This window comes from Bacillus sp. EB106-06-01-XG163 (genome assembly GCF_058791615.1).
The window spans coordinates 1-21,237 of record NZ_JBYTDS010000009.1; the positions used below are offsets into that span (position 1 = coordinate 1).

Sequence of the window (21,237 nt, forward strand, 5' to 3'; positions counted from 1 at the left end):
CCAGCCGCCGGTCACATACCGACAGCTGGCTGCTTAAAGGTGTTTTGATCCCTGTCTCAAAAACGGGGGTCAGTCCCCCGCGAGGAGGGAACCGCTTTTTTCTTATTGTGCCCGGACTTTGATGCCGTCCTCTTCCATTACGACATGGAAGGCTTTTATTTCGTTGTTATCCAATAAGAGATCTGTCATTTCGTCCTCGATCAATTCTTGGATGGTTCTTCTGAGCGGGCGTGCTCCGAAAGCTGGGTGGTAGCCGATTTCAGCGATTTTTTCTTTCGCTTCGTCCGTTACGCTCAGGCTGATGCCGCGCTCTTTTAATGTGTCTTCAAGCTCTGTGAGAAGCAGGCTGACGATTTTCACGAGATGTTCTTTTTTCAGGGATTGGAATTCAATGATGCTGTCAAACCGGTTTAAAAACTCCGGTTTGAAGAACGCGCTCAGTGAATCAATCAGCGTTTGTTCTTCCAGGACGCTCTCTTCAGATTGGAATCCGACTTTCACCTGTTTTTCGCCGGTTCCAGCGTTGCTTGTCATAATCAAAACGGTATCTTTGAAGCTGACCGTTCTGCCCTGGCTGTCTGTCAGACGGCCGTCCTCCATAATCTGCAGAAACATATGCTGGACATCAGGGTGGGCTTTTTCAATCTCATCGAGCAGCACGATGCTGTACGGATTGCGGCGCACTTTTTCCGTTAATTGACCGGCTTCATCGTGTCCGACATATCCCGGCGGTGAACCGATAATTTTTGATACGGCGTGTTTTTCCATGTATTCACTCATATCGAGACGGATAATGGAATCTTTTGTACCGAACAGTTCATCTGCGAGTGTCTTTGATAACTCGGTTTTTCCGACTCCGGTCGGTCCGACAAAGAGGAAGGAGCCGACAGGTCTGTTTTTGGATTTTAAGCCGGCGCGGCTTCGTCTGACCGCTTTCGCCACTTTTTTCACGGCTTTTTCCTGACCGATGACGCGCTGATGAAGATGCTCTTCAAGTTCCTTCATTTTGACTTGTTCATCAGCCTGGAGTTTTCCGACCGGAATGCCTGTTTTCTGTTCAATGATGGCTTGAATATGCTCCGCCCCGATTTCAGGTGAAGAGGCCGGTGTTTCATGCGCCAGCTGCTTTTCCAACGCCGCTTCTTCATCACGCAGTTTCGCGGCAAGCTCATAATTTTCTTCATGAAGCGCTTTTGTTTTCTCCGCGTCAATTGCTTTGAGTCTCTCAGCCGCATCTTCTTCATTTACGGTATCAAGCTCCAGGTTCGCCTTAGAGCCGGCTTCATCTAATAAGTCGATCGCTTTATCCGGCAGGTGGCGGTCCTGAATGTAACGGGATGAAAGCGTAACACAGGCGTTTATCGCTTCATTGCTGAATGTGACGCCGTGGTATTTCTCGTATTTATCTTTAATGCCTTCCAGAATGCTGATGGCTTGTTCTATTGTAGGCTCGTGAACCATGACAGGCTGGAAGCGTCTTTCAAGCGCCGCATCTTTTTCAATCTGGCGGTACTCTTTCAGCGTTGTCGCCCCGATGACCTGCAGCTCGCCTCTGGCAAGCGCCGGTTTCAGGATGTTCCCGGCATCCATTGATCCCTCGGCAGAGCCGGCGCCTACAAGAAGGTGAATCTCGTCAATGAACAAGATGACGTTTTTCCGTTCTTTTAATTCGTTCATTAATTGTTTCATTCTTTCTTCAAACTGGCCTCTGATCCCTGTATTGGCGACTAGAGAAGCGACGTCAAGCAGGTAAAGCTCTTTGTTTTTCAATTTGTTCGGCACATCGCCTTCAGCGATTTTAAGCGCGAGGCCTTCTGCAATAGCCGTTTTACCGACGCCCGGCTCACCGATCAGCACCGGATTGTTTTTATTCCGGCGGTTCAAAATTTCAATTACGCGCGCCACTTCATGATCGCGGCCGATCACAGGGTCAATCAGACCTGCTTTTGCGCCGTTAGTGACGTTTTGAGCGAGCTCGTCGAGCAGGCCTTTTTCAGGGCCGGCCTGCTGTTTATTTTGATTGGGAGCGAAACCTTGCTCAAACGGGAATCCGAATGATTGCGGCCCCATGCTCATAGACGGTTTTCGGGTTAATTCTGTATAACATGTTTCACATAAAACGAATTGTTTTTGAATGGAATTGACTTGCATGTTCAGGCGAATCGTCGCCTCGTTTTTCTGACAATGTTGACAACGCATTTGCCAAAACCTCCTCGAAAAATGTTTGATCATCTTTGACCAAATGGATTAGAAAATAAGGTCTTAACTTTGACCTTCTTTGATTAATAGTATACTCTGACCTTCTTTGACTTTCAAGTGTTTTGTTTCAAACCCTGAAAAATAAATGTTTACAGCATGATAAGTGATATTTGTGAGGTTTGATTATTTTTGACCAATATAGTCAGAAAGGAAATGAAATGCTTTGACCTTTCTTGATGAAGAGTATACGCCGGCCCTTTTTTTCTTTCAATATTTTTGCTTAGAGGAGAGAGCTGAATCTGTATTCTCCGGGGAAGGACGATTTGTTCGTCTTTTCGGGCGACTTGTCTCATAAGCATATATAAAGGCCTGGACAAATCTGCGCTTAGCCGGAGGGTGAAATGGGACAAACAAAAGGTTCTGCAAGTCAGCTTGCATTTGTATACGTAGGCACGGTTGTAGGAGCCGGTTTTGCCACGGGACGGGAAATCGTTGAGTTTTTTCTGAAGTTTGGCTGGATCGGTCTGTTCGGTATCGTGGTAAGCGGTCTGATGTTTACATATTTAGGCGCCAAAATCATGATCATTTCCAAACGGATTCATGCAGCATCTTATCAGGAATTGAACACATATTTATTCGGCCAGTCCATCGGCCGCGCCGTGAACATGTTTATGATGTTTATATTGCTGGGAGTGACCTCTGTCATGCTGTCCGGAGCGGGAGCGCTGTTTCATGAACAGCTTGGCTGGTCCGCACAAGCGGGGATCCTTCTGACGATCGTACTGAGCTTTGCCGTCATGACAAGCGGCGTTAAAGGTGTGTTCGGCGTCAATATATTGGTTGTGCCGCTTTTAATTTCTTTCTCTTTTATCGTGACAGCAGATTCATTTGTATTTACAAGCACGAGAAACGCGGACGAATGGGTATGGCCTGACAAGTGGAATTGGCTTTTGTCCGCCGTCTCTTACGGCTCGTTAAATTTATCGCTCGCCCAAGCCGTGCTTGTGCCGCTTGCGAATGAAATGTCTTCAGAGAAGGTGATCAGAAGGGGGGCTTATTTTGGCGGCGTTCTGTTGACACTGGTGCTTGCCGCGAGCTTTTTATCATTATCGGTGCTGCCGGATGTGCTGGAGTTTGACATTCCGATGGCTCAAGTCGTCTATTCGTATTCGCGTTCACTTCATATCATTTATTTGTTTATTATTTTCGGGGAAGTGTTTACGTCGGTCATCGGTAATTTATACGGATTGGAAAAACAATTAAACAGTTTTCTTCATATAAAAAGTACATATATTTACGGCGGCATTTTGGCGTTTGCTTTCATTATCAGCCAAATCGGCTACGGACAGCTGATTTCCACCGTTTATCCGGTGTTTGGGTATGTGAGCCTCGCTTTCATCGGCGCATTGATTTGCAAAAAAATCCCGAAAGAAAAATAAGGATATAAGGAAAATGTCTGTATTTTTTGGGAATTCCCCTTCTTTTTTCCTGACATTTCTGTATAATGAATTGGGAAATGATGGGGAGGAGTAAGAGATGAAAGCTCGACGTGTATTATTGGGATTTATTTTTATTTGTATCGGCATTGCGTTTTTTTTACAGAGGGCGGGAGTTATTCATATATCCGCAGGTTCGGCGTGGCCGTTTCTTTTCATTATAATGTCCGCAGGGTTCCACGCCGGATTTATTTTTGCGAAAAAAACGCCTGAACAGGCGGAATTGCTCGTTCCGGGCGGTATGTTTCTTGTGCTGGGCTGCCTGTTTTGTTTTGAAACGGCAACGGGATGGACGTATTCAGGCGTGACGTGGCCTGTTTATATATGGGCGCCTGCTCTCGGTCTGTTTGAGCTGTGGTATTTCGGCGGGAGGAAGTTAGGTGTATTGATTCCTGCTTTCATCCTGACAGCCGTGGGAGCACTATGCTTTGCCGGTATGCTGATGACGGGGCTGTGGCCGCTTTTGATCATCGCAGCCGCGCTTTTGTTTCACGCCGCTGCCTTTATGCAGCCGAAAAAAAGATCGGGCCTTCTTATTCCGGGCGGCATTTTGCTTGTGACGGGCGGGTTGTTATGGTTTGAAACGCTGACGGATTGGACATACGCAAATGTGACATCGCCTGTCTACCTCTTTGCCGTTGCGTTCGGCCTGTTTGAAGCCTGGCTGTTCGGCAGAAGGCAAAGAGGGCTTTTGACTGCTGCGGCGGTTCTGTGCGCCGCGGGCATTTTCGGCATATTCACCAATGCAAATGAAGCCATCAGCGAACGCGGCTGGCCCGCTCTCATTCTTTTGCTGGGCGCCGCTTTTCACATTCCGATTTTCGGCCCGAAACCTGTCAAAAACGCAGGACTTCTTGTACCGGGCGGCATCTTATTGATTACGGGGATCTTGTTTGTCTTTGAAACGGCAACCAATTGGTCCTACTCCGGTGTGACATGGCCTGTTTACCTGCTTGCAACGGCATTCGGTTTATTTGAGCTATGGCTGTTCGGCGGGAAACAGAAGGCGCTGCTCATCCCGGTTGCGGTGCTGACCTTGACAGCACTTTGCTTTATGATGACGAATCAGCCGATCATTCAGGTTTCTGTTTTCTGGCCTGCTTTATTTGTTCTGATCGGGATTGCGCTGATGGTATTTCCGGGGAAAAAACGCGGGGCTTAAACCCGCTTTTGCAGCCTGATACAGGGTTCAGGCTGTTTTTTTATTGTCACGGGAAACAACATTATGGTATGATAGCAAAAGTGAAAAAAGAAGAAAATCCGTATTGATGCGGGAGAGGTTCTAGCTACACCCTCTATAAAAAACTAAGGACGAGCTGTATCCTTGGATACGGTTTTTTTTATGTTTTTTAGGGCGCCTTCTCCGAAAAAGGCGCTTTTTTTATGGAATGATAGATAAGGGAGAGAAAGACATGAAAAAAGAAAAAGCAGTTGTGGTGTTCAGCGGAGGCCAAGACAGCACGACTTGTTTATTATGGGCTATGCAAAACTTTGAAGAAGTGGAAACCGTTACATTCCATTATAATCAGCGTCACCAAGAAGAAATCGATGTGGCAAAATCGATTGCCGAAAAGCTCGGTGTCAAAAATCACTTGCTTGATATGTCTCTTTTAAATCAGCTCGCGCCGAATGCGCTGACAAGAGATGATATCGAAATTGAAGCGAAGGACGGGGAACTGCCGACAACCTTTGTGCCGGGACGCAACCTTGTATTTTTATCCTTTGCATCGATTCTTGCATATCAAATCGGCGCGCGCCACATTATCACCGGTGTTTGCGAGACTGATTTCAGCGGCTACCCGGACTGCCGTGACGAGTTCGTCAAATCCTGCAATGTCACCGTCAACCTGGCGATGGAAAAGCCGTTCGTCATTCATACGCCGCTTATGTGGCTGAACAAAGCGGAAACGTGGAAACTTGCGGATGAGCTCGGCGCGCTTGATTTTGTAAAGAATAACACACTGACTTGCTATAACGGCATCATTGCGGACGGATGCGGCGAATGCCCGGCATGCCTGCTCCGCAATAAAGGATATGATGAATATATGAAAATGAAAGGAGAGCGAAACTAATTGCTTTCTCAAATTTACCCGCAGGTTCAGCATCCTTATTCGTTTGAGTTGAATAAGGACATGCACATCTCAGCCGCGCACTTTATTCCCCGCGAAAGCGCCGGAGCGTGCAGCAGAGTCCACGGGCACACGTATACAGTAAATATTACAGTTGCGGGGGATGAACTGGACGATTCAGGCTTTCTCGTGAATTTCAGCGTGCTGAAGAAATTGGTGCACGGCGCTTATGACCATACATTGCTGAATGACCATGACGAGTTTTCTGCTGATGATGACAAATATTCACTGCCGACGACCGAGGTCGTGGCCAAAACGATTTACGATAAGGTGCAGTCCTACCTCGAAACACTGGAGAATCAGCCGGTCTGCGTGCAGATTTTTGTCAGGGAAACCCCGACAAGCTATTGCGTATACCGCCCGAAAAAAGGTGATAGGAATGGCTAAAGGAATTCCGGTATTAGAAATTTTCGGACCGACGATACAAGGGGAGGGCATGGTTATCGGCCAGAAAACCATGTTCGTCCGCACGGCGGGCTGCGACTACTCTTGCAGCTGGTGCGACTCCGCTTTTACATGGGACGGCTCAGCCAAAAAAGATATCCGCTGGATGACGGCGGAAGACATTTACCGCGAGCTGAGAGAAATCGGCGGAGACGCCTTTTCCCATGTCACCATCTCAGGAGGAAACCCGGCGCTGTTAAAGCAGCTTGACGCGCTGATTCTGCTGCTGAAAGAGCACGGGGTGCGCGCCGCTTTAGAAACGCAGGGAACGGTCTATCAGGATTGGTTCACAATGATTAACGACCTGACGATTTCACCGAAGCCGCCAAGTTCGGGGATGACAACCGATTTTGCAAAGCTCGATCACATTGTGTCTTCGCTTGATGCGGCAGAAAGGCTTAACGCGGTCAGCTTAAAGGTCGTCATTTTTAATGATGAAGATCTGCAATTCGCGAAAACCGTGCACAAGCGGTATCCGAATATCCCGTTTTATCTTCAGGTCGGAAACGATAACGTCCATACGACGGACGACCGGGCATTGATCGCACATCTGCTCGGAAAATACGAAACACTCGTTGATAAGGTTTCAGCCGATTCGGATCTGAATCTCGTCAGAGTCCTGCCTCAGCTGCATACATTGCTTTGGGGCAATAAACGGGGAGTTTAATAGAAAGGGAGATTTATATGACAAGAAAAGAATCAGAATTAGAAGGAGTTACGCTCCTGGGGAATCAAGGGACAAACTATTTATTTGAATATGCGCCGGAGGTTTTGGAATCATTTCCGAATAAACACGTGAACCGTGATTATTTCGTTAAATTCAACTGCCCGGAATTTACGTCGCTTTGCCCCAAAACGGGACAGCCGGATTTTGCAACCATCTACATCAGCTATATTCCGGACGAAAAAATGGTGGAAAGCAAATCGCTGAAGCTGTATCTTTTCAGCTTCCGCAACCACGGAGATTTCCACGAGGACTGCATGAACATCATCATGAATGATTTGATCGAATTAATGGACCCCCGCTACATTGAAGTATGGGGCAAATTCACGCCTAGAGGCGGAATCTCGATTGACCCGTATACAAACTACGGCAGACCGGGAACAAAATATGAAAAAATGGCCGAACATCGGATGATGAATCATGATATGTACCCGGAGACGATTGATAATCGGTAATTATTCCGTTGTGTGATACGGAGTGTGAAACGAAGTGGAGTCACAGTAAAATCCGAACATTCAGTGCTGATTTTCAGCGGAATTGTGACCGAGTCACAGCGAAGTGTGACCAGCACTAAGCTCAATAAAAGTGTGACCTGAGGTGCAACCTGAACTGTGACTTTTATGCAGTGAAAAATTGATAGTACAGAAGCAGATTAAGGCGTACAATTTGTACGTCTTTTCTTTTTTATCCGAAAGAAAAAATGCCTATCTAGAGATCATAGGCATTAAATATTATTATCAATATCTTCATTTATTTTTTGGCTAAGTTTCTGAACCTTCTCTTTAACATTTGAAACAGCTCTTTTTTGAATTTCATCAAAGTTTTCCTGAATATAGTCCATGACACTTCTTATTAGAACTTCACTTTCAAAATTGAATATCTCATTTATTTCTGACTGTTCTTCATCTGTTAGGTGATGGTATTGAAGTTGTTTAGCATTTACTTCAGCAGCTACATCAATCCTAACTTTAGTTGTTCTGGTTGTACAATTTCATATTCACCTTCTGCATACTTTTGCTCCGCATAATGGCCTCCCCATTGACAGAGCTCCTGCAAGATAGGTTTAAGAGATTCTCCAAGTTCAGTGGATGAATATTCAACCTTCGGCGGTACTTGATTATACATCTTTCTGCTCACAAGTCCACTGGCTTCAAGCTCTCTAAGTGTTTGAATCAGCATTTTCTGAGTTATATTTGGGATCATGCGCTTTAATTCACTCGTTCTCTTTGGTCCATTCATTAAAAAGTATAATACAAGGCCTTTCCATTTTCCGCCAATAACTTCCTTTGTCACTTCAAACCCACAGCTAAATTTTTTCATGTCTAAAGCTCTCCATTCCACATTTATTACTTTTTAGTTACTATATCACAAAAAAGTGGGTACTTCCGATAATGTGCTTACTGAAGGATACTATATCTTGTAAGTTGTTCTTCAAGTACTTAAAGGTACTAGACATAAAATAAAATCAATTCTAAAGGAGTGTTAAGTATGGGTAAATTTGAAGGTAAAATAGCGCTTGTAACGGGTGGAACAAGTGGGATTGGTCTTGCTACAGCACAAAAATTTGTAAACGAAGGTGCATATGTTTATATCACGGGACGTAGACAAAACGAACTTGATAAAGCTGTTAACCAAATTGGCAAGAACGTAACCGGTGTTCAAGGTGATATTTCTAAGCTAGAAGACTTAGACAAACTATATGACATGATAAAGCAGGAAAAAGGTAAGTTGGACATTCTTTTTGCTAATGCAGGCACCGGCAACTTCCTTCCATTAGGTGAAATTACTGAAGAGCAGGTTGATAGAACGTTCGACATTAACGTTAAAGGAACCATCTTTACTGTTCAAAAAGCGTTATCACTATTCCCGGACAAAGTAGGTTCTATTATTGTAACGGGCTCTACTGCTGGATCAATTGGCAACCCAGCGTTTAGTGTATATGGAGCATCTAAAGCAGCATTAAGAGCACTGGTTCGCAACTGGATTCTTGACCTAAAAGGTACTGAAATCCGTGTAAATGTGGTGAGTCCAGGAGCTATTCTTACACCTGCATACGATGAGCTTTTTGGTGATGCACTTGAAGGAGCAATGGAAAATACCAGAAATACTGTTCCAGCTGGAAAAGTTGGGACACCTGAAGAAGTAGCAAACGCTGTATCTTTCCTTGCTTCAGACGAAAGCAGTTACTTGACGGGTGTTGAATTGTTCGTAGATGGCGGGCTAGCACAGGTATAATTTCACTGCGCAGAGATTACAAATAGTCCCCTTGGTAAGGTGTGAAATTGGTGTGACTTCATGATTAATGTCTAGAGCAAGTACTTATGGGACAAGACTTTGACCTGCCTTTTCTTCCACGAGGACTGCATGAACATCATCATGAATGACTTGATCGAATTAATGGACCCCCGCTACATTGAAGTATGGGGCAAATTCACGCCTAGAGGCGGAATCTCCATTGACCCGTATACAAACTACGGCAGACCGGGAACAAAATATGAAAAAATGGCCGAACATCGGATGATGAATCATGATATGTATCCGGAGACGATTGATAATCGTTAATCACTATAAAAGCGTGCCTATTATGACTTTTATGCAAATAAATTGCTATTGCAGAGGTAATGTAAGACGTACAAATGTGTACGTCTTTTTCTTTTAAGCACAAAAACAATTTATTAACGAAAGTATTTTGGCAGAAAGGCTAACAAAATCAAAGGAAAATATGTTGTAGATTGCTTTCTTTTTTTGTGGGGCACCATATCCAATCACGTTATCTTGCACTTGAACATTTTTTATAGACTGGTACCGCGACAAATTATTTCTCTTCTACATACCAATAAAGTAGACATTAAAAAGTGAAAGAGAGGGCGAAAATGTGTGAAAATTCTTTTCCTCGAGAGTCATCCCATGTGGCTCTATGGTTTACCAAATGGGTTTAGGGAAGCAGGACATACCGTAATGATTTCCGGTCCTGTAAGTCGGGAAAATATCACTGAAATGATAGACGAATTTAAACCAGATCTAATAGTATCTATGGGATGGACACCAGAGCATTCAAGGGAAAAGCAGGCCTGGATTCGCAACGCTACTAAAAAGGTGAATATCCCTCTCGTTTATTGGGCAACTGAAGACCCGCTGCACACTCAAAACTTTACTATCCCGTTAATTAAAAAGGTGAAACCAGATTTTGTTTTCACGGTTACGCCTTCTCTGTGTAAAACTTATGAAAGCATGGGGATTAAAGCAGCTCACTTAGACTTTGCATTTCACGAAAGTATACATCACCAGATTAAACCATTAGCAAAATACAGTTGTGATATAGCAGTGGTGGCTAATGCTTACCCTAATTTTCTTGAAGAACATCCGGAAGTGTTCCGTTCGTCCTCTTTAAAAACGCTTATTCGTCCTCTTATACGGAAGGGTATTCGCATTGATTTTTGGGGGAGAAACTGGGAAAAAATGAGTAAATATATAGGAAGAGAAATTCCCCGCAATTGGATCCATGGATACCTTGATTATACTGAAGCATATAAAGTCTACAGTTCAGCAAAAGTCGTTATCGGTTTGCAAAACTGTGAAAGCCAACTTACGCAACGCACCTATGAGATTCTTGGTTCCGGGGGGGTTTTATTGACATCGGATACACCAGCAGTTCGAGGTAAATTCAAACCTGGCCGCGATCTCATCGTTTCTTCCTCCCCAAAAGAAACATTGGAAAAGGTTAAATACTATTTGAATCATGATAGCGAGAGAAAAAAGATTCAGATAAACGGTAAAAAGGCTGTAAAGAATGATTCCTATCTGCATAGAGCCGAGAGAATGCTTGAGGTGCTAAAAAGCAGAGGAATTATAAGAAACTTAGGGAAAACCATTCATTATGTAGATGTTCTCAAAGAAAAATACGTGATCCATCATGTTACTCCCGGTGAAACATTATCAATAATTGCCAGGAAGTATAATGTTTCCCTGCAGCAACTCATGGAGCTTAATCATTTCAAATCAGATCAAATATATGCTGGACAAATCATTAAGATTAGAGAGAAACTGTTTAGAAATATTGATAACAAATTTTTCTAAAGGAGAGTAATATGAATGAAGGGGAAAATACCTAAAATAAGAAATCAAGCGAATAAAGTAAAAAGAACGCCTCGTTATATGGAATTTCCCGTGACATACGAAGTATATCATGTGGAATCCGGCGATACATTATGGACGATTTCTAAATCCTTCAATATCCCGGTACAACAACTTATAAATCTTAATAAGCTTTCTTCAGATAGAATTTATCCTGGACAAATTATAAAGATAAGAGAAAGATAATCTTTGAGGTTTCGGAAACGAATCAAATTGAAATGACAATCCTCATTTTTTTATTTGTGGGGAACTTGATATTTTTGGGGATGAAGGGGTTATGAGATGTTTCAAATGAGCTATTTCTATTCTGGATTAGGATGGGATTTTATTCAACACGTTGATCAAACGAACGGAGTATTAAATGTTGTGTCTCCTGATTTTTTCTATATCAGAAAAGATGGATCATTACTTCTCCGTTCAGCTAATCCCGATGTGATTAAAGCTCTTCATAGAAGAAAATTAAAAGTAGTTCCTTTTCTAAGCAATCATTGGGATCAGGATTTGGGGCGATTTTCATTAATGAACCGAGTTCTTTTAGCTAAACAAATTTCTCATGCAATAGAAGAACTGGATTTGGACGGAGTTAATATCGATATAGAAAACCTTACAGAAAAAGATCGGAATTTATTTACAGATTTTGTTAGATTGGTAAGGAAAAGTATTCCTAGACATAAAGAAGTATCAGTTGCAGTGGCGGCAAATCCTTTTGGCTGGACGAAGGGCTGGCACGGATCATATGATTACGAGTATTTAGCTAAATATGCAGATTACCTTATGATTATGGCCTACGATGAAAGCCACCTTGCTGGACCTACTGCAAGTGTAGGATGGGTGGAAAAGTCCATTCAATATGCTCTGACCCAAAAAATCTCTCCTAAAAAACTAGTTTTAGGATTGCCATTCTATGGCCGCTGTTGGATGAAAGGCCAATCTGCCTCTCAAGCCATTCCCCTTTACCTTGTTGACTCATTAGTAAAAAGGCATAACGGGACAATTATTTTTGACACAAAGAGTCAATCTCCAAAAGCTATTTTTACTGTCAATCACGATAACAAGGGGCTGTTGCCTTCGGGAACATATACATTATGGTTTGAAAATGAACAGTCACTCAGAGCAAAAATAAAACTCGCTCAAAAATATAATCTGAAAGGTCTTGGCAGCTGGAGTCTTGGACAAGAGGATGCGTCAGTCTGGAATACAGTGTTTAAAAATATATAATGATTTATAGTTCAAAGCAAAATTCGAAGATAATTGCAATGAATCTCTATCCTGAATGGATGCTGGTTTATCTAAAAAACATGATGAGAATTGATTGACCACTCTCATTAAAGGATGGGGAAATTCAAGGCGCCAAGGTACGTGGAGAACCATGACTTGTTGATAATCGACCATATAGTTTCTCCTCAGAAATGAGGGGGTTTTACATAAAAAAGACGAGCGAATCCGGGGGGAATTCCACTCGCCGCTTTCTAATGAAAAGACGGGTGCTGGATGGCAGCTCGTCTGTTTCATTATAAAATAGGGAACGTATGTTTGTAAAGGCCTGCGCTGTTTTTTCTCATTCGGAGCGGATCAATTGTAAAGGAATGGTCAGCATGATAGCATGTCCTGTAAAAAGAAGGAGTGTTCGTTATGGAGCCGTTAGAGTTAAACGGTGTAAGACTGAAAATGTATGATTGTAAAGAAAGTGCGGGTGAAAACGGCCGCATGATTTCATTTATATTGAAGGTGACCTCTGAAACGTATCATGATATTGCCGTCCTTTTGTATGAAAAAACATTTGATATCAAGGCGCCCGAGCGTGGGCTTGAATTCCGCGGTAAAATAACCAACTACTATACATCCGTCACTAATCTTTACAATAAAGATGAGACAGGTGATTTTTTTGTAGAAATGACCGAGATCTGAATTCATTTGAAAAAGCTGCCGGGCGGCAGCTTTTGTGCGGGATATGTAAATGGTTCGGATTGTTCGGGGGGTTTAATAGGAGTCTCTGATGATTTTATAATTCTTATGATTGACGACAGTGAGGGAATCTAATTCAAGGTCACGATAATTATCCATGATGGTTACATCAACGATGACGGAGTTTTCATTTACTTTTTCAACAATACCGGTTAATCCGTTTTTAAATTCAATGACGTTTCCAACCTTAGCAATTTTCACGAGCTTCCTCTCCTTTATCATAAATCCTGTTTGAAAATATTTTGCAGTATTTTCTTTAAGAAGTAAAGCGATATGGGTATCAGCCCGCTCAATCATTGTCCCGGCGGGGGAAAGATGATATATTGATTTTCGGGAAAAAGCCGAGAAAAGGAGGCTGTGTTCGTTGCTGCCTGAGGAAATTTCAGAATGTATCAACCAAATGCGCACCGGGGAAATCAAAGAATTCAGGGTGCAGAAAGAACATTTTCTTGCATTTCGAGCAGTTTTATCGAAGCAGGAAGATTTTAAGCATTTCCGCGGTATTGCACAGCAGGGCGGAGATGTTGTATTTCAGTATTTAGAACAGCCAAGAAGCTGACGGCTCCTCGCACTTGAGGAGTCTTTTTTTTGTTTTTTGGTTTCTCATTTCATCTTGCTGTAACAGATGTAAACAAAATGTAAAATCCCTCCGATGGATACTTTTACTGCTATTTGGTTAATGTTGTGAAAATGACGGCTGTTTTCCTGCCAATAACAAGGCTGTTAACGAACTTCTTCCATCATAAAAGCTGATTGGGAGCACTGGAAAATCTTTAACCGTGAATTTGCGCACAGCTCTTGTTAAGGTAGTGAAGTATTTAAGGAGGAAATCGTATGACGACAAAATTTGCTGCCTTGGCTGTCTTTTTTCTATGTTTTATGCCTGCATCAAAAATTGAACATACAGAAGCTCTGTTTACTTTTGCGAAGAAGCCAAAGCAAGAACCCAGCACACTGGTTGCTGATTTAAATAAAAAAAGCTCGGTTCCGAAGCTTTCAAAAACGGATCATAAGCATTCTATCCAACCGATAAAGCTGTCATCTCACCAAGAGAAGAAGGCAAAACCGGAAGAGACGGCTTATCAGCCGCCGAAAAAAACGTATTCCCGCGCTGACAGACAACTTCTGTCACGTCTCGTTCACGCAGAAGCGAAAGGTGAATCTTATAAAGGGAAGGTTGCCGTAGCCAGCGTAGTGCTGAACCGCACTGAAAAAAACGGCTTCCCGGATACCATTCGGGGTGTGATCTATCAAAGGAATGCATTTGAACCGGTAGCAAACGGAAGCATTAATCAAAAGCCGGATAAGGATTCCATCGCCGCCGCAAATGAGGCGCTTGACCATCCGGGCAGAGAAACGAACGCGTTGTTTTTCTACAATCCGAAAACGGCATCTGACCACTGGATCCGTTCCCGAAAAATTATCGAACGGATCGGCAGACACGTATTTGCGATGTAAGCATAGCGGGATCAAAAATATCCCGGCTATGCTTTTTTCAATTTTGAGAAATCGAAAATATTTTCAGAACTTGTCTCATATGATGATGGAAGAACGAGAGACAAGGAGAGACACCATGAATCGATTTGTGAAAGGGATCATTCTTTTATCCATCGCCGCCTTTTTCGCGGAATGTCTGGAATTTGTCGTGAATATGATACTGGCGCGGGAGCTTGGCGAGCATGGGATGGGACTTTACATGAGCATTCTGCCCACCATTTTTTTAATTATCGTCATCGCCAGTCTGGAGCTTCCGATCTCCATTTCAAAATTCATCGCGGAATCCAATCAGAAGCTGCATGAAAGCATGCTCCGGCATGCCTTCAGAATGACCGCCGTTTTTACCGCGTTTTCAACCGCGGCCGCAAGCATCGCGCTGCCGTTCATTCCTGTATTCGATACGTATCACCCGTTTATTAAAGGGATTGTCATCGGGCTGATTCCAGTCGTCGCTTTTACATCCATCGCCAGAGGTTATTTTATGGGTGTGCAGCAAATGGGAAAAATCGCGGTTGCGAATGTCATGAAAAAAATCATTCAAGTGCTTTGTCTGTTTATCTTTTTTCAATGGTACTCTTTTGAAATTGATATGGCCGTGCTCATTTCATTATTTGTGCTGGTCGCAAGCGATGTCGTGGTGTTCGTTTACTTGTATACGCAGTTTATTTTGGCGCGGAGGGCGCTTTCCGGCCATCAGCACATTCATCTGCGCGGCAAGGACGTGCGGAAACGCCTCCTGGCCGTATCCATCCCGACAACGGGACTTCGTATATTTCATGCGGTGACGAACGCCATTGAACCCTTTTTAGTGAAAGGAGCGCTGCTGGCGTCCGGGGCAGCCGGGACAGCCGCGATTGATCAATACGGCATGCTTGCCGGTGTTGCGATGACAATCGGTTCGTTTCCCGCATTTATCGCCCATTCGCTGATGGTCGTCATGATTCCCAGCATTTCAGAAGCGTATGCGCTGTCCCAATATGATATTGTGCTGAAACGGCTGAGACAAGCGATTTTTATTACATTCGGCTACGGCATTCCGGCAGTCTGGGTCATGTTTCAGTTCGCGGGCCCGCTGACCCATTTGTTTTTTCAGTCTCCGGAAGCGCAGTATTATTTGCAGCTTTTGTGGCCGTTTTTTCTTTTTCATCTGTTTGTGATGCCGCTTCAGGCCTGTCTGATCGGTATCGGCCACGTGAAAACGGCGTTTTATCATAACGTATGGAGCAGCATTGTAGGGCTTTCGATGATGTATGTGCTCGGTTCTATGCCGGAATTGCAAATGCTCGGCATTATACTCGGCATGAATACCGGCATGATTCTTCTGACAAGTTTACATTACGCGACGATCTGCAAAGACCTCGGTGTCTCCGTGTTTTTGACGGGCGGCGGAAGAACAGCGCCCCGGATCGAAAGCTGAAAAGGCTGATACATTTCAATAAGGAAGGGCAAGCTATCCGAAACGCGTGAAAGGAAGATCATATGCATAAAAACCGCCTAATTGTATGTGCAGTCCTTTTGATAGCTGCCGCCGTCTGGATGCCTGAAGCAAAAGCCTCATCAGAAAAACAGGCAGTTCCCGCCGTGTTTCTGATGAAGACGATTGAAGGAGACGAGATATCGATTCCGAATAAAGGGCAGAAAACGATTTTGCATTTTTGGACATCGTGGTGTCCGCCGTGCAAAAAAGAACTGCCTCAGTTCCAAACGTATTATGAACAGCATCAGTCCGATGATGTAAGCCTTGTAACGGTAAATTTGATGAATGCCGAGCGAAACAAAAATACCGTTCAAAACTTTGTCAGTCAGCACCATCTCACTTTCCCGATTGTTCTTGACACGAAAGGCGAGCTTATGAAGGAATACGATGTCATGACGATTCCCACGTCATTTCTGCTGAATGAAAAAGGAGAAATCGAAAAAAAGATCGTCGGTCCGATGACCGCCTCACAATTAAAAGAATGGTCAGAGAAATAAAAAGGTGCGGGAGGAATTCCTCCCGCACCTTTTTTGCATATAATGAACAGCTGAAGAAACACTAATGATAATTATTATCAAAAAGAAATTAAAACAATTATAATTGAAATCTTCCGCCGGCATGCTATAATAAAGGAAACACTGCGATAACTCTGTGAAAATGCTGCCTGTCAGGCGGCTGTTTTGCTTTTATCGGGGAATTGAAGATGATTTGCGTTCTCAATTAGAGAGGAGAATTCATAATGAATGAACAAGTGATGACACAAACCCATTCACAACAGCACATACAAGAAGAGCGGGCCGGAAAAAAGTGGCTCCAGCATGCAGAACTCATTGCGGCGCTCGTATCCGGCGTCCTTATTCTTGCGGCCTGGTTTTTTACCGAAACAAAAGGCCTGTCCGTCACTTTGTATATCCTTGCCTTCCTGATCGGGGGATTTGCAAAAGCGAAAGAGGGAATTGAGGATACCATTGAGACGAAGGCGTTAAATGTGGAACTGCTGATGATTTTTGCGGCTGTCGGCTCCGCCCTGATCGGTTATTGGGCTGAAGGCGCTGTTCTTATCTTTATTTTTTCGTTAAGCGGCGCGCTCGAAACATATACGATGAATAAAAGCAGCCGTGATTTAACATCTTTAATGAAACTGGAACCGGAGGAAGCGACACTGCTTGCGGACGGACGGGAAAAGCGGGTGCCGGCTGCTGAACTTAAGATCGGTGACATGATCGTCATTAAGCCGGGCGAACGCGTAGCAGCAGACGGGATCATTGAGTCTGGCGTGACGAGCCTCGATGAATCGGCGCTTACGGGTGAAGCGATGCCGGCGGAAAAAACAGCCGGAGATTCTGTGTTTACAGGAACGGTAAACGGAAACGGCTCCTTAACGGTCCGTGTGACGAAAACAAATGAACAGTCTTTATTCAGAAAAATCATCCGGCTGGTGGAATCAGCCCAAAACAGCGTGTCACCGGCTCAGGCATTTATTGAGCGGTTCGAAAGTGTCTATGTCAAAGGCGTGCTGTTAGCCGTGGCTTTGCTTTTATTCATTCCTCATTTCGCTTTAGGCTGGAGCTGGAGTGAAACCTTTTACAGGGCGATGGTGTTTATGGTGGTCGCCTCCCCGTGCGCACTTGTCGCTTCTATTATGCCCGCTGCGCTTTCCCTTATCTCAAATGGGGCCCGCAACGGATTATTGGTTAAAGGAAGTGTGTTTTTAGAGCAGCTGGGAAGCGTACGGATGATCGCATTTGACAAAACCGGCACGGTCACTAAGGGACAGCCGGCAGTCGCGGCATTTCAAGCTGCGGAACATGTGAGTGAAGATGAGATCATGCAGGCGGTGTATGCCATGGAAAAGCAATCAAGCCACCCGCTTGCAAAAGCGATAGCTGAATTTGCCGAAAGCCGGGGCGCCGCGCCCGCAGGACATCTATCGATTGACGAGACGTCCGGGTTCGGTGTTCAGGCTGAAATAGAAGGCGTCAAATGGATGGTCGGAAAAGCGGGGTTTGCAGGTGCAGATGCGGCAGATGCTTTTTTGCAAACATCGGGAAAAGAATTAAAGGATAAAGGTTTTACACTGGTCTTTGTTAAAAAAGATGACCGGGTTGCGGGCTGCTTTGCCTTAAAGGATCAAATCCGCCCTGAAGCCAAAGCCGTGATGGCTGAGCTTGAATCACTGGGCATTAAAACAGCCATGCTCACCGGCGATCAGTCTGAAACTGCGGCTGCCATTGCAAAAGAGGCGGGCATGACGACGGTTGTTGCCGATTGTCTGCCGGACCAAAAGGCAAAAGAAGTGAAGAAGCTGAAAGAAACGTACGGCACAATCGCCATGGTGGGGGACGGCATTAATGACGCGCCCGCTCTGAAAACCGCTGACGTCGGTATTGCGATGGGCGGGGGGACGGACGTGGCCCTTGAAACGGCTGACTTAGTCCTTATGAAAAATGATCTTCACAAGCTTGTGAAAATGTGCAGACTCTCAAGGAAAATGAACCGGATTATTAAGCAGAATATTGTTTTCTCGCTCTCGGTCATCTGCCTTTTGATCTGCGCCAACTTTCTTCAGGTGATGGAACTGCCGTTTGGCGTGATCGGGCATGAGGGGAGCACGATTCTGGTCATTCTGAACGGACTGAGATTATTAAAATAAACATGACAGCCGCACACGGGCGGCTGTTTTTTTAATGTTCGTTCACAGCATAAACGCCGGAAAACTGATAGAATGAATAAAGAGTCACTTTGGTAAGGAGGAAAAGCAAAAAATGAACAGATTAGAACGTGTTTCATCTTGGCTGAAAAAAGAAGGACATGATGCGGCGTTTATACATACAAAGGAAAACGTATTTTATTTAACTGATTTTTACACGGATCCGCATGAGCGGTTAATGGGATTGTTCCTGTTTCAGGAACAGGAGCCGTTTTTCGTTTGTCCGGGAATGGAAGCCGGACAAGCCCGCAGCGCCGGGTGGGAGCATGATATTATCGGCTACGGCGATCACGAAGACCCGTGGGAGCTGATCAAAGCCGAGCTCACAAAACGAAATGTGCCGCTTGATTCCATCGCGGTTGAAAAGGATTCGATCTCTCTTTCCCGCTCAGAACAGCTCAAACAAGCTTCAGGGGGCGCGGCATTTGTTTCGGCAGAAGAAACGCTCAACCAATTCCGTCTCGTGAAAGATGAGAAGGAAATCAGCATTCTCAGGGAAGCGGCAAAACTTGCGGATTACGGAGTTGAAGTCGGTGTCGCGGCGCTCAAAGAGGGTGTGAGTGAAACCGAAGTACTCGCGCAGATTGAGTTTGAGCTGAAGAAAAAAGGCGTGCAGGGCATGTCATTTTCAACGATGGTGCTGTTCGGGGAAAAATCAGGCCAGCCCCATGGAAATCCGGGTGCAGACCGGTTGAAAAAAGGCGATTTCGTTCTGTTTGATCTGGGCGTTATTCTTGACGGCTACTGTTCAGACATTACGAGAACATTCGCATACCAATCAATCAGCCCGAAACAGGAAGAGATTTACGAAACGGTGCTTAAAGCTGAACAGGCGGCGCTTCAATTAAGCAAACCAGGTGTCAGAATTGGCGATCTCGATTTAAAAGCCCGCGGCATTATTGAAAAAGCCGGATACGGAGACTATTTCCCGCACCGCCTCGGCCACGGACTCGGGATTTCGGTTCACGAATATCCATCAATGAGCAGCGCGAACGACACACTCCTCAAAGAAGGCATGGTGTACACGATAGAACCGGGGATTTACGTGCCGGATGTCGGCGGCGTGCGCATTGAAGACGATGTGTTCGTCACAAAAGACGGCGCCGAAGCATTAACGCAGTATCCGAAAGAATTAACGATTCTGAAATAGAAAGCTTTGTGATAAAAAAGGACGGTTCTGGAACGCAGCGTCCTTTTTTATCACCATTTAAATGAAAAAATCATCAAAATGCTGAAATGGTTTGATGTCATGCTTTTCATTCAGGGGCCGCATGGCAAGGTAACTGCCGCCGACTATGGCCAGACACAAACCGATTAAGCAAAGAATCCCCATCGCTGTTCTTCTCCTTTCAAACGAATAGGCTGTTTCTGTTTCTAGCTTACTGTATGAAACGCATTCCAGATCAAGGGAAAAAAGAAAGGGGGACGCCATGGCTACGATCAGAGACATTGCCGGCGCTGCCGGGGTTTCCGTTACAACGGTATCAAGAGTTTTAAACGATCATCCTTATGTAAGTAAGGACAAAAGAGAAAGAGTGAAAAAAGCGATGCAATCGCTCGGATATACGCGCAACATTCATGCTGTGCATTTATCAAAAGGTTTTTCCGATATGATCGGCGTTGTGCTTCCGTCGGTGAATCTTCCGTATTTTGCAGACCTTGTTGCAGGTATTGCCGAGGCTGCCGAAGCGTCAGGCGTGCATCTTTCTTTATACCAGACAGATTATCAGCAGCAAAAAGAACGTTTTGCCTTATCACAGTTACAGGAGCGCCAAGTGGACGGCCTGATTATCTGCTCCAAAGCAATTCCTGATGAACATCTGCTTACCGTGAAAGAACCGCTCATCCTCTGCCAGTACACTGATGCGGCGGGGCTTTCCTCCATCAGTAATCCGCATCGGGAAGCATTTCGGCACGGTCTGGATTATCTGATAGAAAAGGGACACCGGAAAATAGCGATCAGTCTGGCCAGAAAAAAGGGAAAAAACAGTCAAGTACGCATTGCCGCATACAAAGAGGCGCTCAAGAAGATCGGGGAGCCTTACAGGGAAGAGCTGGTTGTGGAAAAGGCGCTGACGCTGCTTGACGGGAAAGCCCTTTTTCATAGATGGAAGAGCTGGGATGACAAACCGACTGCGCTGTTTGCGGCGAATGATCAAGTATCCGCAGGTCTTTACCTTGAAGCCAAGGCAAACGGGACGCGCATCCCGGAAGAGCTTGCGATTTTGAGCATCGACAATCATGATATCAGCAAGATGTTAGGTATTTCCACAATAGATATACAAACAAAAGAAATGGGAAAGCAGGCTTTTCACATGCTTGAGAACCGGATCAGCGGCGGGCCTCCGGCAAGGAAAGTTCTTGATTACCGCCTTATTGAACGATCAACCGTCTAAAAAAAGAATTGACGCGCTTTCCGTTCGTTTTGTACGATATGAGGTATTGAATGACAAAGGAGCTGA

22 protein-coding genes, 1 pseudogene and 1 riboswitch are annotated in these 21,237 nt (G+C 44.6%); of the genes and pseudogenes, 19 read left to right on the plus strand and 4 right to left on the minus strand.

The window, feature by feature from the left end:
* Nucleotides 1-102: 102 nt before the first annotated feature.
* Nucleotides 103-2,199, minus strand: coding sequence for an ATP-dependent protease ATP-binding subunit ClpE (clpE, locus tag AC3WTF_RS12095; protein ID WP_015417343.1), 2,097 nt, complete (start codon nt 2,197-2,199; stop codon nt 103-105).
* A gap of 401 nt (nt 2,200-2,600) precedes the next feature.
* Here clpE and AC3WTF_RS12100 point away from each other — a divergent pair, with 401 nt between their 5' ends.
* The 6 genes from AC3WTF_RS12100 (at nt 2,601) to queF (ending at nt 7,447) form a co-directional block, all read left to right on the plus strand.
* On the plus strand, nt 2,601-3,638 hold the full coding sequence (locus AC3WTF_RS12100) for a YkvI family membrane protein (RefSeq protein ID WP_047935656.1): 1,038 nt from the start codon (nt 2,601-2,603) through the stop codon (nt 3,636-3,638).
* A gap of 97 nt (nt 3,639-3,735) precedes the next feature.
* The gene (locus AC3WTF_RS12105; protein ID WP_047935657.1) at nt 3,736-4,857 is read left to right on the plus strand and encodes a hypothetical protein; all 1,122 of its coding nucleotides are present in this window, start codon (nt 3,736-3,738) and stop codon (nt 4,855-4,857) included.
* Nucleotides 4,858-4,965: 108 nt separating this feature from the next.
* Nucleotides 4,966-5,010, plus strand: a riboswitch (PreQ1 riboswitch).
* Nucleotides 5,011-5,107: 97 nt separating this feature from the next.
* Nucleotides 5,108-5,767, plus strand: coding sequence for a 7-cyano-7-deazaguanine synthase QueC (gene queC, locus AC3WTF_RS12110; protein WP_047935659.1), 660 nt, complete (start codon nt 5,108-5,110; stop codon nt 5,765-5,767).
* Nucleotides 5,768-6,211, plus strand: a complete 444-nt coding sequence (gene queD, locus AC3WTF_RS12115; protein ID WP_047935660.1) for a 6-carboxytetrahydropterin synthase QueD — start codon at nt 5,768-5,770, stop codon at nt 6,209-6,211.
* The gene (gene queE, locus AC3WTF_RS12120; protein ID WP_003154676.1) at nt 6,204-6,935 is read left to right on the plus strand and encodes a 7-carboxy-7-deazaguanine synthase QueE; all 732 of its coding nucleotides are present in this window, start codon (nt 6,204-6,206) and stop codon (nt 6,933-6,935) included. Before queD ends, queE begins: the two co-directional genes overlap by 8 nt.
* 17 nt (nt 6,936-6,952) lie before the next feature.
* Complete coding sequence (gene queF / locus AC3WTF_RS12125) at nt 6,953-7,447, plus strand: preQ(1) synthase (protein ID WP_003154673.1); 495 nt, start codon at nt 6,953-6,955, stop codon at nt 7,445-7,447.
* A 496-nt stretch (nt 7,448-7,943) separates the two neighbouring features.
* On the opposite strand, the gene AC3WTF_RS12130 is transcribed toward queF, so the two are convergent.
* Complete coding sequence (locus AC3WTF_RS12130) at nt 7,944-8,312, minus strand: winged helix-turn-helix transcriptional regulator (protein ID WP_032871326.1); 369 nt, start codon at nt 8,310-8,312, stop codon at nt 7,944-7,946.
* A gap of 168 nt (nt 8,313-8,480) precedes the next feature.
* Between AC3WTF_RS12130 and AC3WTF_RS12135 the strand changes: the two genes are divergently transcribed.
* From AC3WTF_RS12135 to AC3WTF_RS12160, 6 genes and pseudogenes are all read left to right on the plus strand, one after another.
* Complete coding sequence (locus tag AC3WTF_RS12135) at nt 8,481-9,227, plus strand: SDR family NAD(P)-dependent oxidoreductase (protein ID WP_020955730.1); 747 nt, start codon at nt 8,481-8,483, stop codon at nt 9,225-9,227.
* A 114-nt stretch (nt 9,228-9,341) separates the two neighbouring features.
* Nucleotides 9,342-9,554, plus strand: a pseudogene (locus tag AC3WTF_RS12140) (7-cyano-7-deazaguanine reductase); the annotation flags it as partial.
* A gap of 315 nt (nt 9,555-9,869) precedes the next feature.
* A complete protein-coding gene (gene ykvP / locus AC3WTF_RS12145; RefSeq protein ID WP_007409587.1) occupies nt 9,870-11,069 on the plus strand; it encodes a spore protein YkvP in 1,200 nt (399 codons plus the stop codon).
* Between the two features lie 15 nt (nt 11,070-11,084).
* Nucleotides 11,085-11,312 carry a LysM peptidoglycan-binding domain-containing protein gene (locus AC3WTF_RS12150; protein WP_007409588.1) on the plus strand — a complete coding sequence of 76 codons (228 nt, stop codon included), beginning with the start codon at nt 11,085-11,087 and terminating at the stop codon, nt 11,310-11,312.
* A gap of 96 nt (nt 11,313-11,408) precedes the next feature.
* Nucleotides 11,409-12,344, plus strand: a complete 936-nt coding sequence (locus tag AC3WTF_RS12155; protein ID WP_032871331.1) for a glycosyl hydrolase family 18 protein — start codon at nt 11,409-11,411, stop codon at nt 12,342-12,344.
* A gap of 414 nt (nt 12,345-12,758) precedes the next feature.
* Nucleotides 12,759-13,034 (plus strand): DUF3219 family protein, encoded by a 276-nt coding sequence (locus tag AC3WTF_RS12160; protein WP_007409590.1) that lies wholly within the window; start codon nt 12,759-12,761, stop codon nt 13,032-13,034.
* A gap of 72 nt (nt 13,035-13,106) precedes the next feature.
* On the opposite strand, the gene AC3WTF_RS12165 is transcribed toward AC3WTF_RS12160, so the two are convergent.
* Complete coding sequence (locus AC3WTF_RS12165) at nt 13,107-13,292, minus strand: YkvS family protein (protein WP_003154669.1); 186 nt, start codon at nt 13,290-13,292, stop codon at nt 13,107-13,109.
* Between the two features lie 163 nt (nt 13,293-13,455).
* Here AC3WTF_RS12165 and ykzS point away from each other — a divergent pair, with 163 nt between their 5' ends.
* The 6 genes from ykzS to AC3WTF_RS12195 all read left to right on the plus strand — a co-directional run bounded on the left by ykzS (nt 13,456) and on the right by AC3WTF_RS12195 (nt 19,925).
* Nucleotides 13,456-13,650 (plus strand): protein YkzS, encoded by a 195-nt coding sequence (gene ykzS / locus AC3WTF_RS12170; RefSeq protein ID WP_007409591.1) that lies wholly within the window; start codon nt 13,456-13,458, stop codon nt 13,648-13,650.
* Nucleotides 13,651-13,925: 275 nt separating this feature from the next.
* Complete coding sequence (locus tag AC3WTF_RS12175) at nt 13,926-14,549, plus strand: cell wall hydrolase (RefSeq protein ID WP_007409592.1); 624 nt, start codon at nt 13,926-13,928, stop codon at nt 14,547-14,549.
* A gap of 115 nt (nt 14,550-14,664) precedes the next feature.
* Entirely contained in the window at nt 14,665-16,005 is a 1,341-nt protein-coding gene (locus AC3WTF_RS12180; RefSeq protein ID WP_007409593.1) for a polysaccharide biosynthesis protein, read from the plus strand.
* A 62-nt stretch (nt 16,006-16,067) separates the two neighbouring features.
* Nucleotides 16,068-16,562, plus strand: a complete 495-nt coding sequence (stoA, locus tag AC3WTF_RS12185) for an endospore biogenesis thiol-disulfide oxidoreductase StoA (protein ID WP_007409594.1) — start codon at nt 16,068-16,070, stop codon at nt 16,560-16,562.
* 242 nt (nt 16,563-16,804) lie between these two features.
* Nucleotides 16,805-18,718 carry a heavy metal translocating P-type ATPase gene (locus tag AC3WTF_RS12190; RefSeq protein ID WP_032871334.1) on the plus strand — a complete coding sequence of 638 codons (1,914 nt, stop codon included), beginning with the start codon at nt 16,805-16,807 and terminating at the stop codon, nt 18,716-18,718.
* A 112-nt stretch (nt 18,719-18,830) separates the two neighbouring features.
* Entirely contained in the window at nt 18,831-19,925 is a 1,095-nt protein-coding gene (locus tag AC3WTF_RS12195; protein WP_032871336.1) for a M24 family metallopeptidase, read from the plus strand.
* A 57-nt stretch (nt 19,926-19,982) separates the two neighbouring features.
* Here the strand turns inward: AC3WTF_RS12195 and AC3WTF_RS12200 are convergent, their stop codons facing one another.
* A complete protein-coding gene (locus AC3WTF_RS12200) occupies nt 19,983-20,108 on the minus strand; it encodes a hypothetical protein (protein ID WP_014721086.1) in 126 nt (41 codons plus the stop codon).
* A gap of 97 nt (nt 20,109-20,205) precedes the next feature.
* Here AC3WTF_RS12200 and AC3WTF_RS12205 point away from each other — a divergent pair, with 97 nt between their 5' ends.
* The gene (locus AC3WTF_RS12205; protein ID WP_007409597.1) at nt 20,206-21,171 is read left to right on the plus strand and encodes a LacI family DNA-binding transcriptional regulator; all 966 of its coding nucleotides are present in this window, start codon (nt 20,206-20,208) and stop codon (nt 21,169-21,171) included.
* The last annotated feature ends 66 nt before the right edge of the window (nt 21,172-21,237 follow it).

Excerpts from the sequence above, each read along its gene's own strand:
- clpE (WP_015417343.1), bottom strand. The coding sequence starts at position 2,199 with ATGCGTTGTCAACATTGTCAGAAAAACGAGGCGACGATTCGCCTGAAC.
- AC3WTF_RS12100 (WP_047935656.1), top strand. The coding sequence starts at position 2,601 with ATGGGACAAACAAAAGGTTCTGCAAGTCAGCTTGCATTTGTATACGTA.
- AC3WTF_RS12105 (WP_047935657.1), top strand. The coding sequence starts at position 3,736 with ATGAAAGCTCGACGTGTATTATTGGGATTTATTTTTATTTGTATCGGC.
- queC (WP_047935659.1), top strand. The coding sequence starts at position 5,108 with ATGAAAAAAGAAAAAGCAGTTGTGGTGTTCAGCGGAGGCCAAGACAGC.
- queE (WP_003154676.1), top strand. The coding sequence starts at position 6,204 with ATGGCTAAAGGAATTCCGGTATTAGAAATTTTCGGACCGACGATACAA.
- queF (WP_003154673.1), top strand. The coding sequence starts at position 6,953 with ATGACAAGAAAAGAATCAGAATTAGAAGGAGTTACGCTCCTGGGGAAT.
- AC3WTF_RS12130 (WP_032871326.1), bottom strand. The coding sequence starts at position 8,312 with ATGAAAAAATTTAGCTGTGGGTTTGAAGTGACAAAGGAAGTTATTGGC.
- AC3WTF_RS12135 (WP_020955730.1), top strand. The coding sequence starts at position 8,481 with ATGGGTAAATTTGAAGGTAAAATAGCGCTTGTAACGGGTGGAACAAGT.
- AC3WTF_RS12150 (WP_007409588.1), top strand. The coding sequence starts at position 11,085 with ATGAAGGGGAAAATACCTAAAATAAGAAATCAAGCGAATAAAGTAAAA.
- AC3WTF_RS12155 (WP_032871331.1), top strand. The coding sequence starts at position 11,409 with ATGTTTCAAATGAGCTATTTCTATTCTGGATTAGGATGGGATTTTATT.
- AC3WTF_RS12160 (WP_007409590.1), top strand. The coding sequence starts at position 12,759 with ATGGAGCCGTTAGAGTTAAACGGTGTAAGACTGAAAATGTATGATTGT.
- AC3WTF_RS12175 (WP_007409592.1), top strand. The coding sequence starts at position 13,926 with ATGACGACAAAATTTGCTGCCTTGGCTGTCTTTTTTCTATGTTTTATG.
- AC3WTF_RS12180 (WP_007409593.1), top strand. The coding sequence starts at position 14,665 with ATGAATCGATTTGTGAAAGGGATCATTCTTTTATCCATCGCCGCCTTT.
- stoA (WP_007409594.1), top strand. The coding sequence starts at position 16,068 with ATGCATAAAAACCGCCTAATTGTATGTGCAGTCCTTTTGATAGCTGCC.
- AC3WTF_RS12190 (WP_032871334.1), top strand. The coding sequence starts at position 16,805 with ATGAATGAACAAGTGATGACACAAACCCATTCACAACAGCACATACAA.
- AC3WTF_RS12195 (WP_032871336.1), top strand. The coding sequence starts at position 18,831 with ATGAACAGATTAGAACGTGTTTCATCTTGGCTGAAAAAAGAAGGACAT.
- AC3WTF_RS12200 (WP_014721086.1), bottom strand. The coding sequence starts at position 20,108 with ATGGGGATTCTTTGCTTAATCGGTTTGTGTCTGGCCATAGTCGGCGGC.
- AC3WTF_RS12205 (WP_007409597.1), top strand. The coding sequence starts at position 20,206 with ATGGCTACGATCAGAGACATTGCCGGCGCTGCCGGGGTTTCCGTTACA.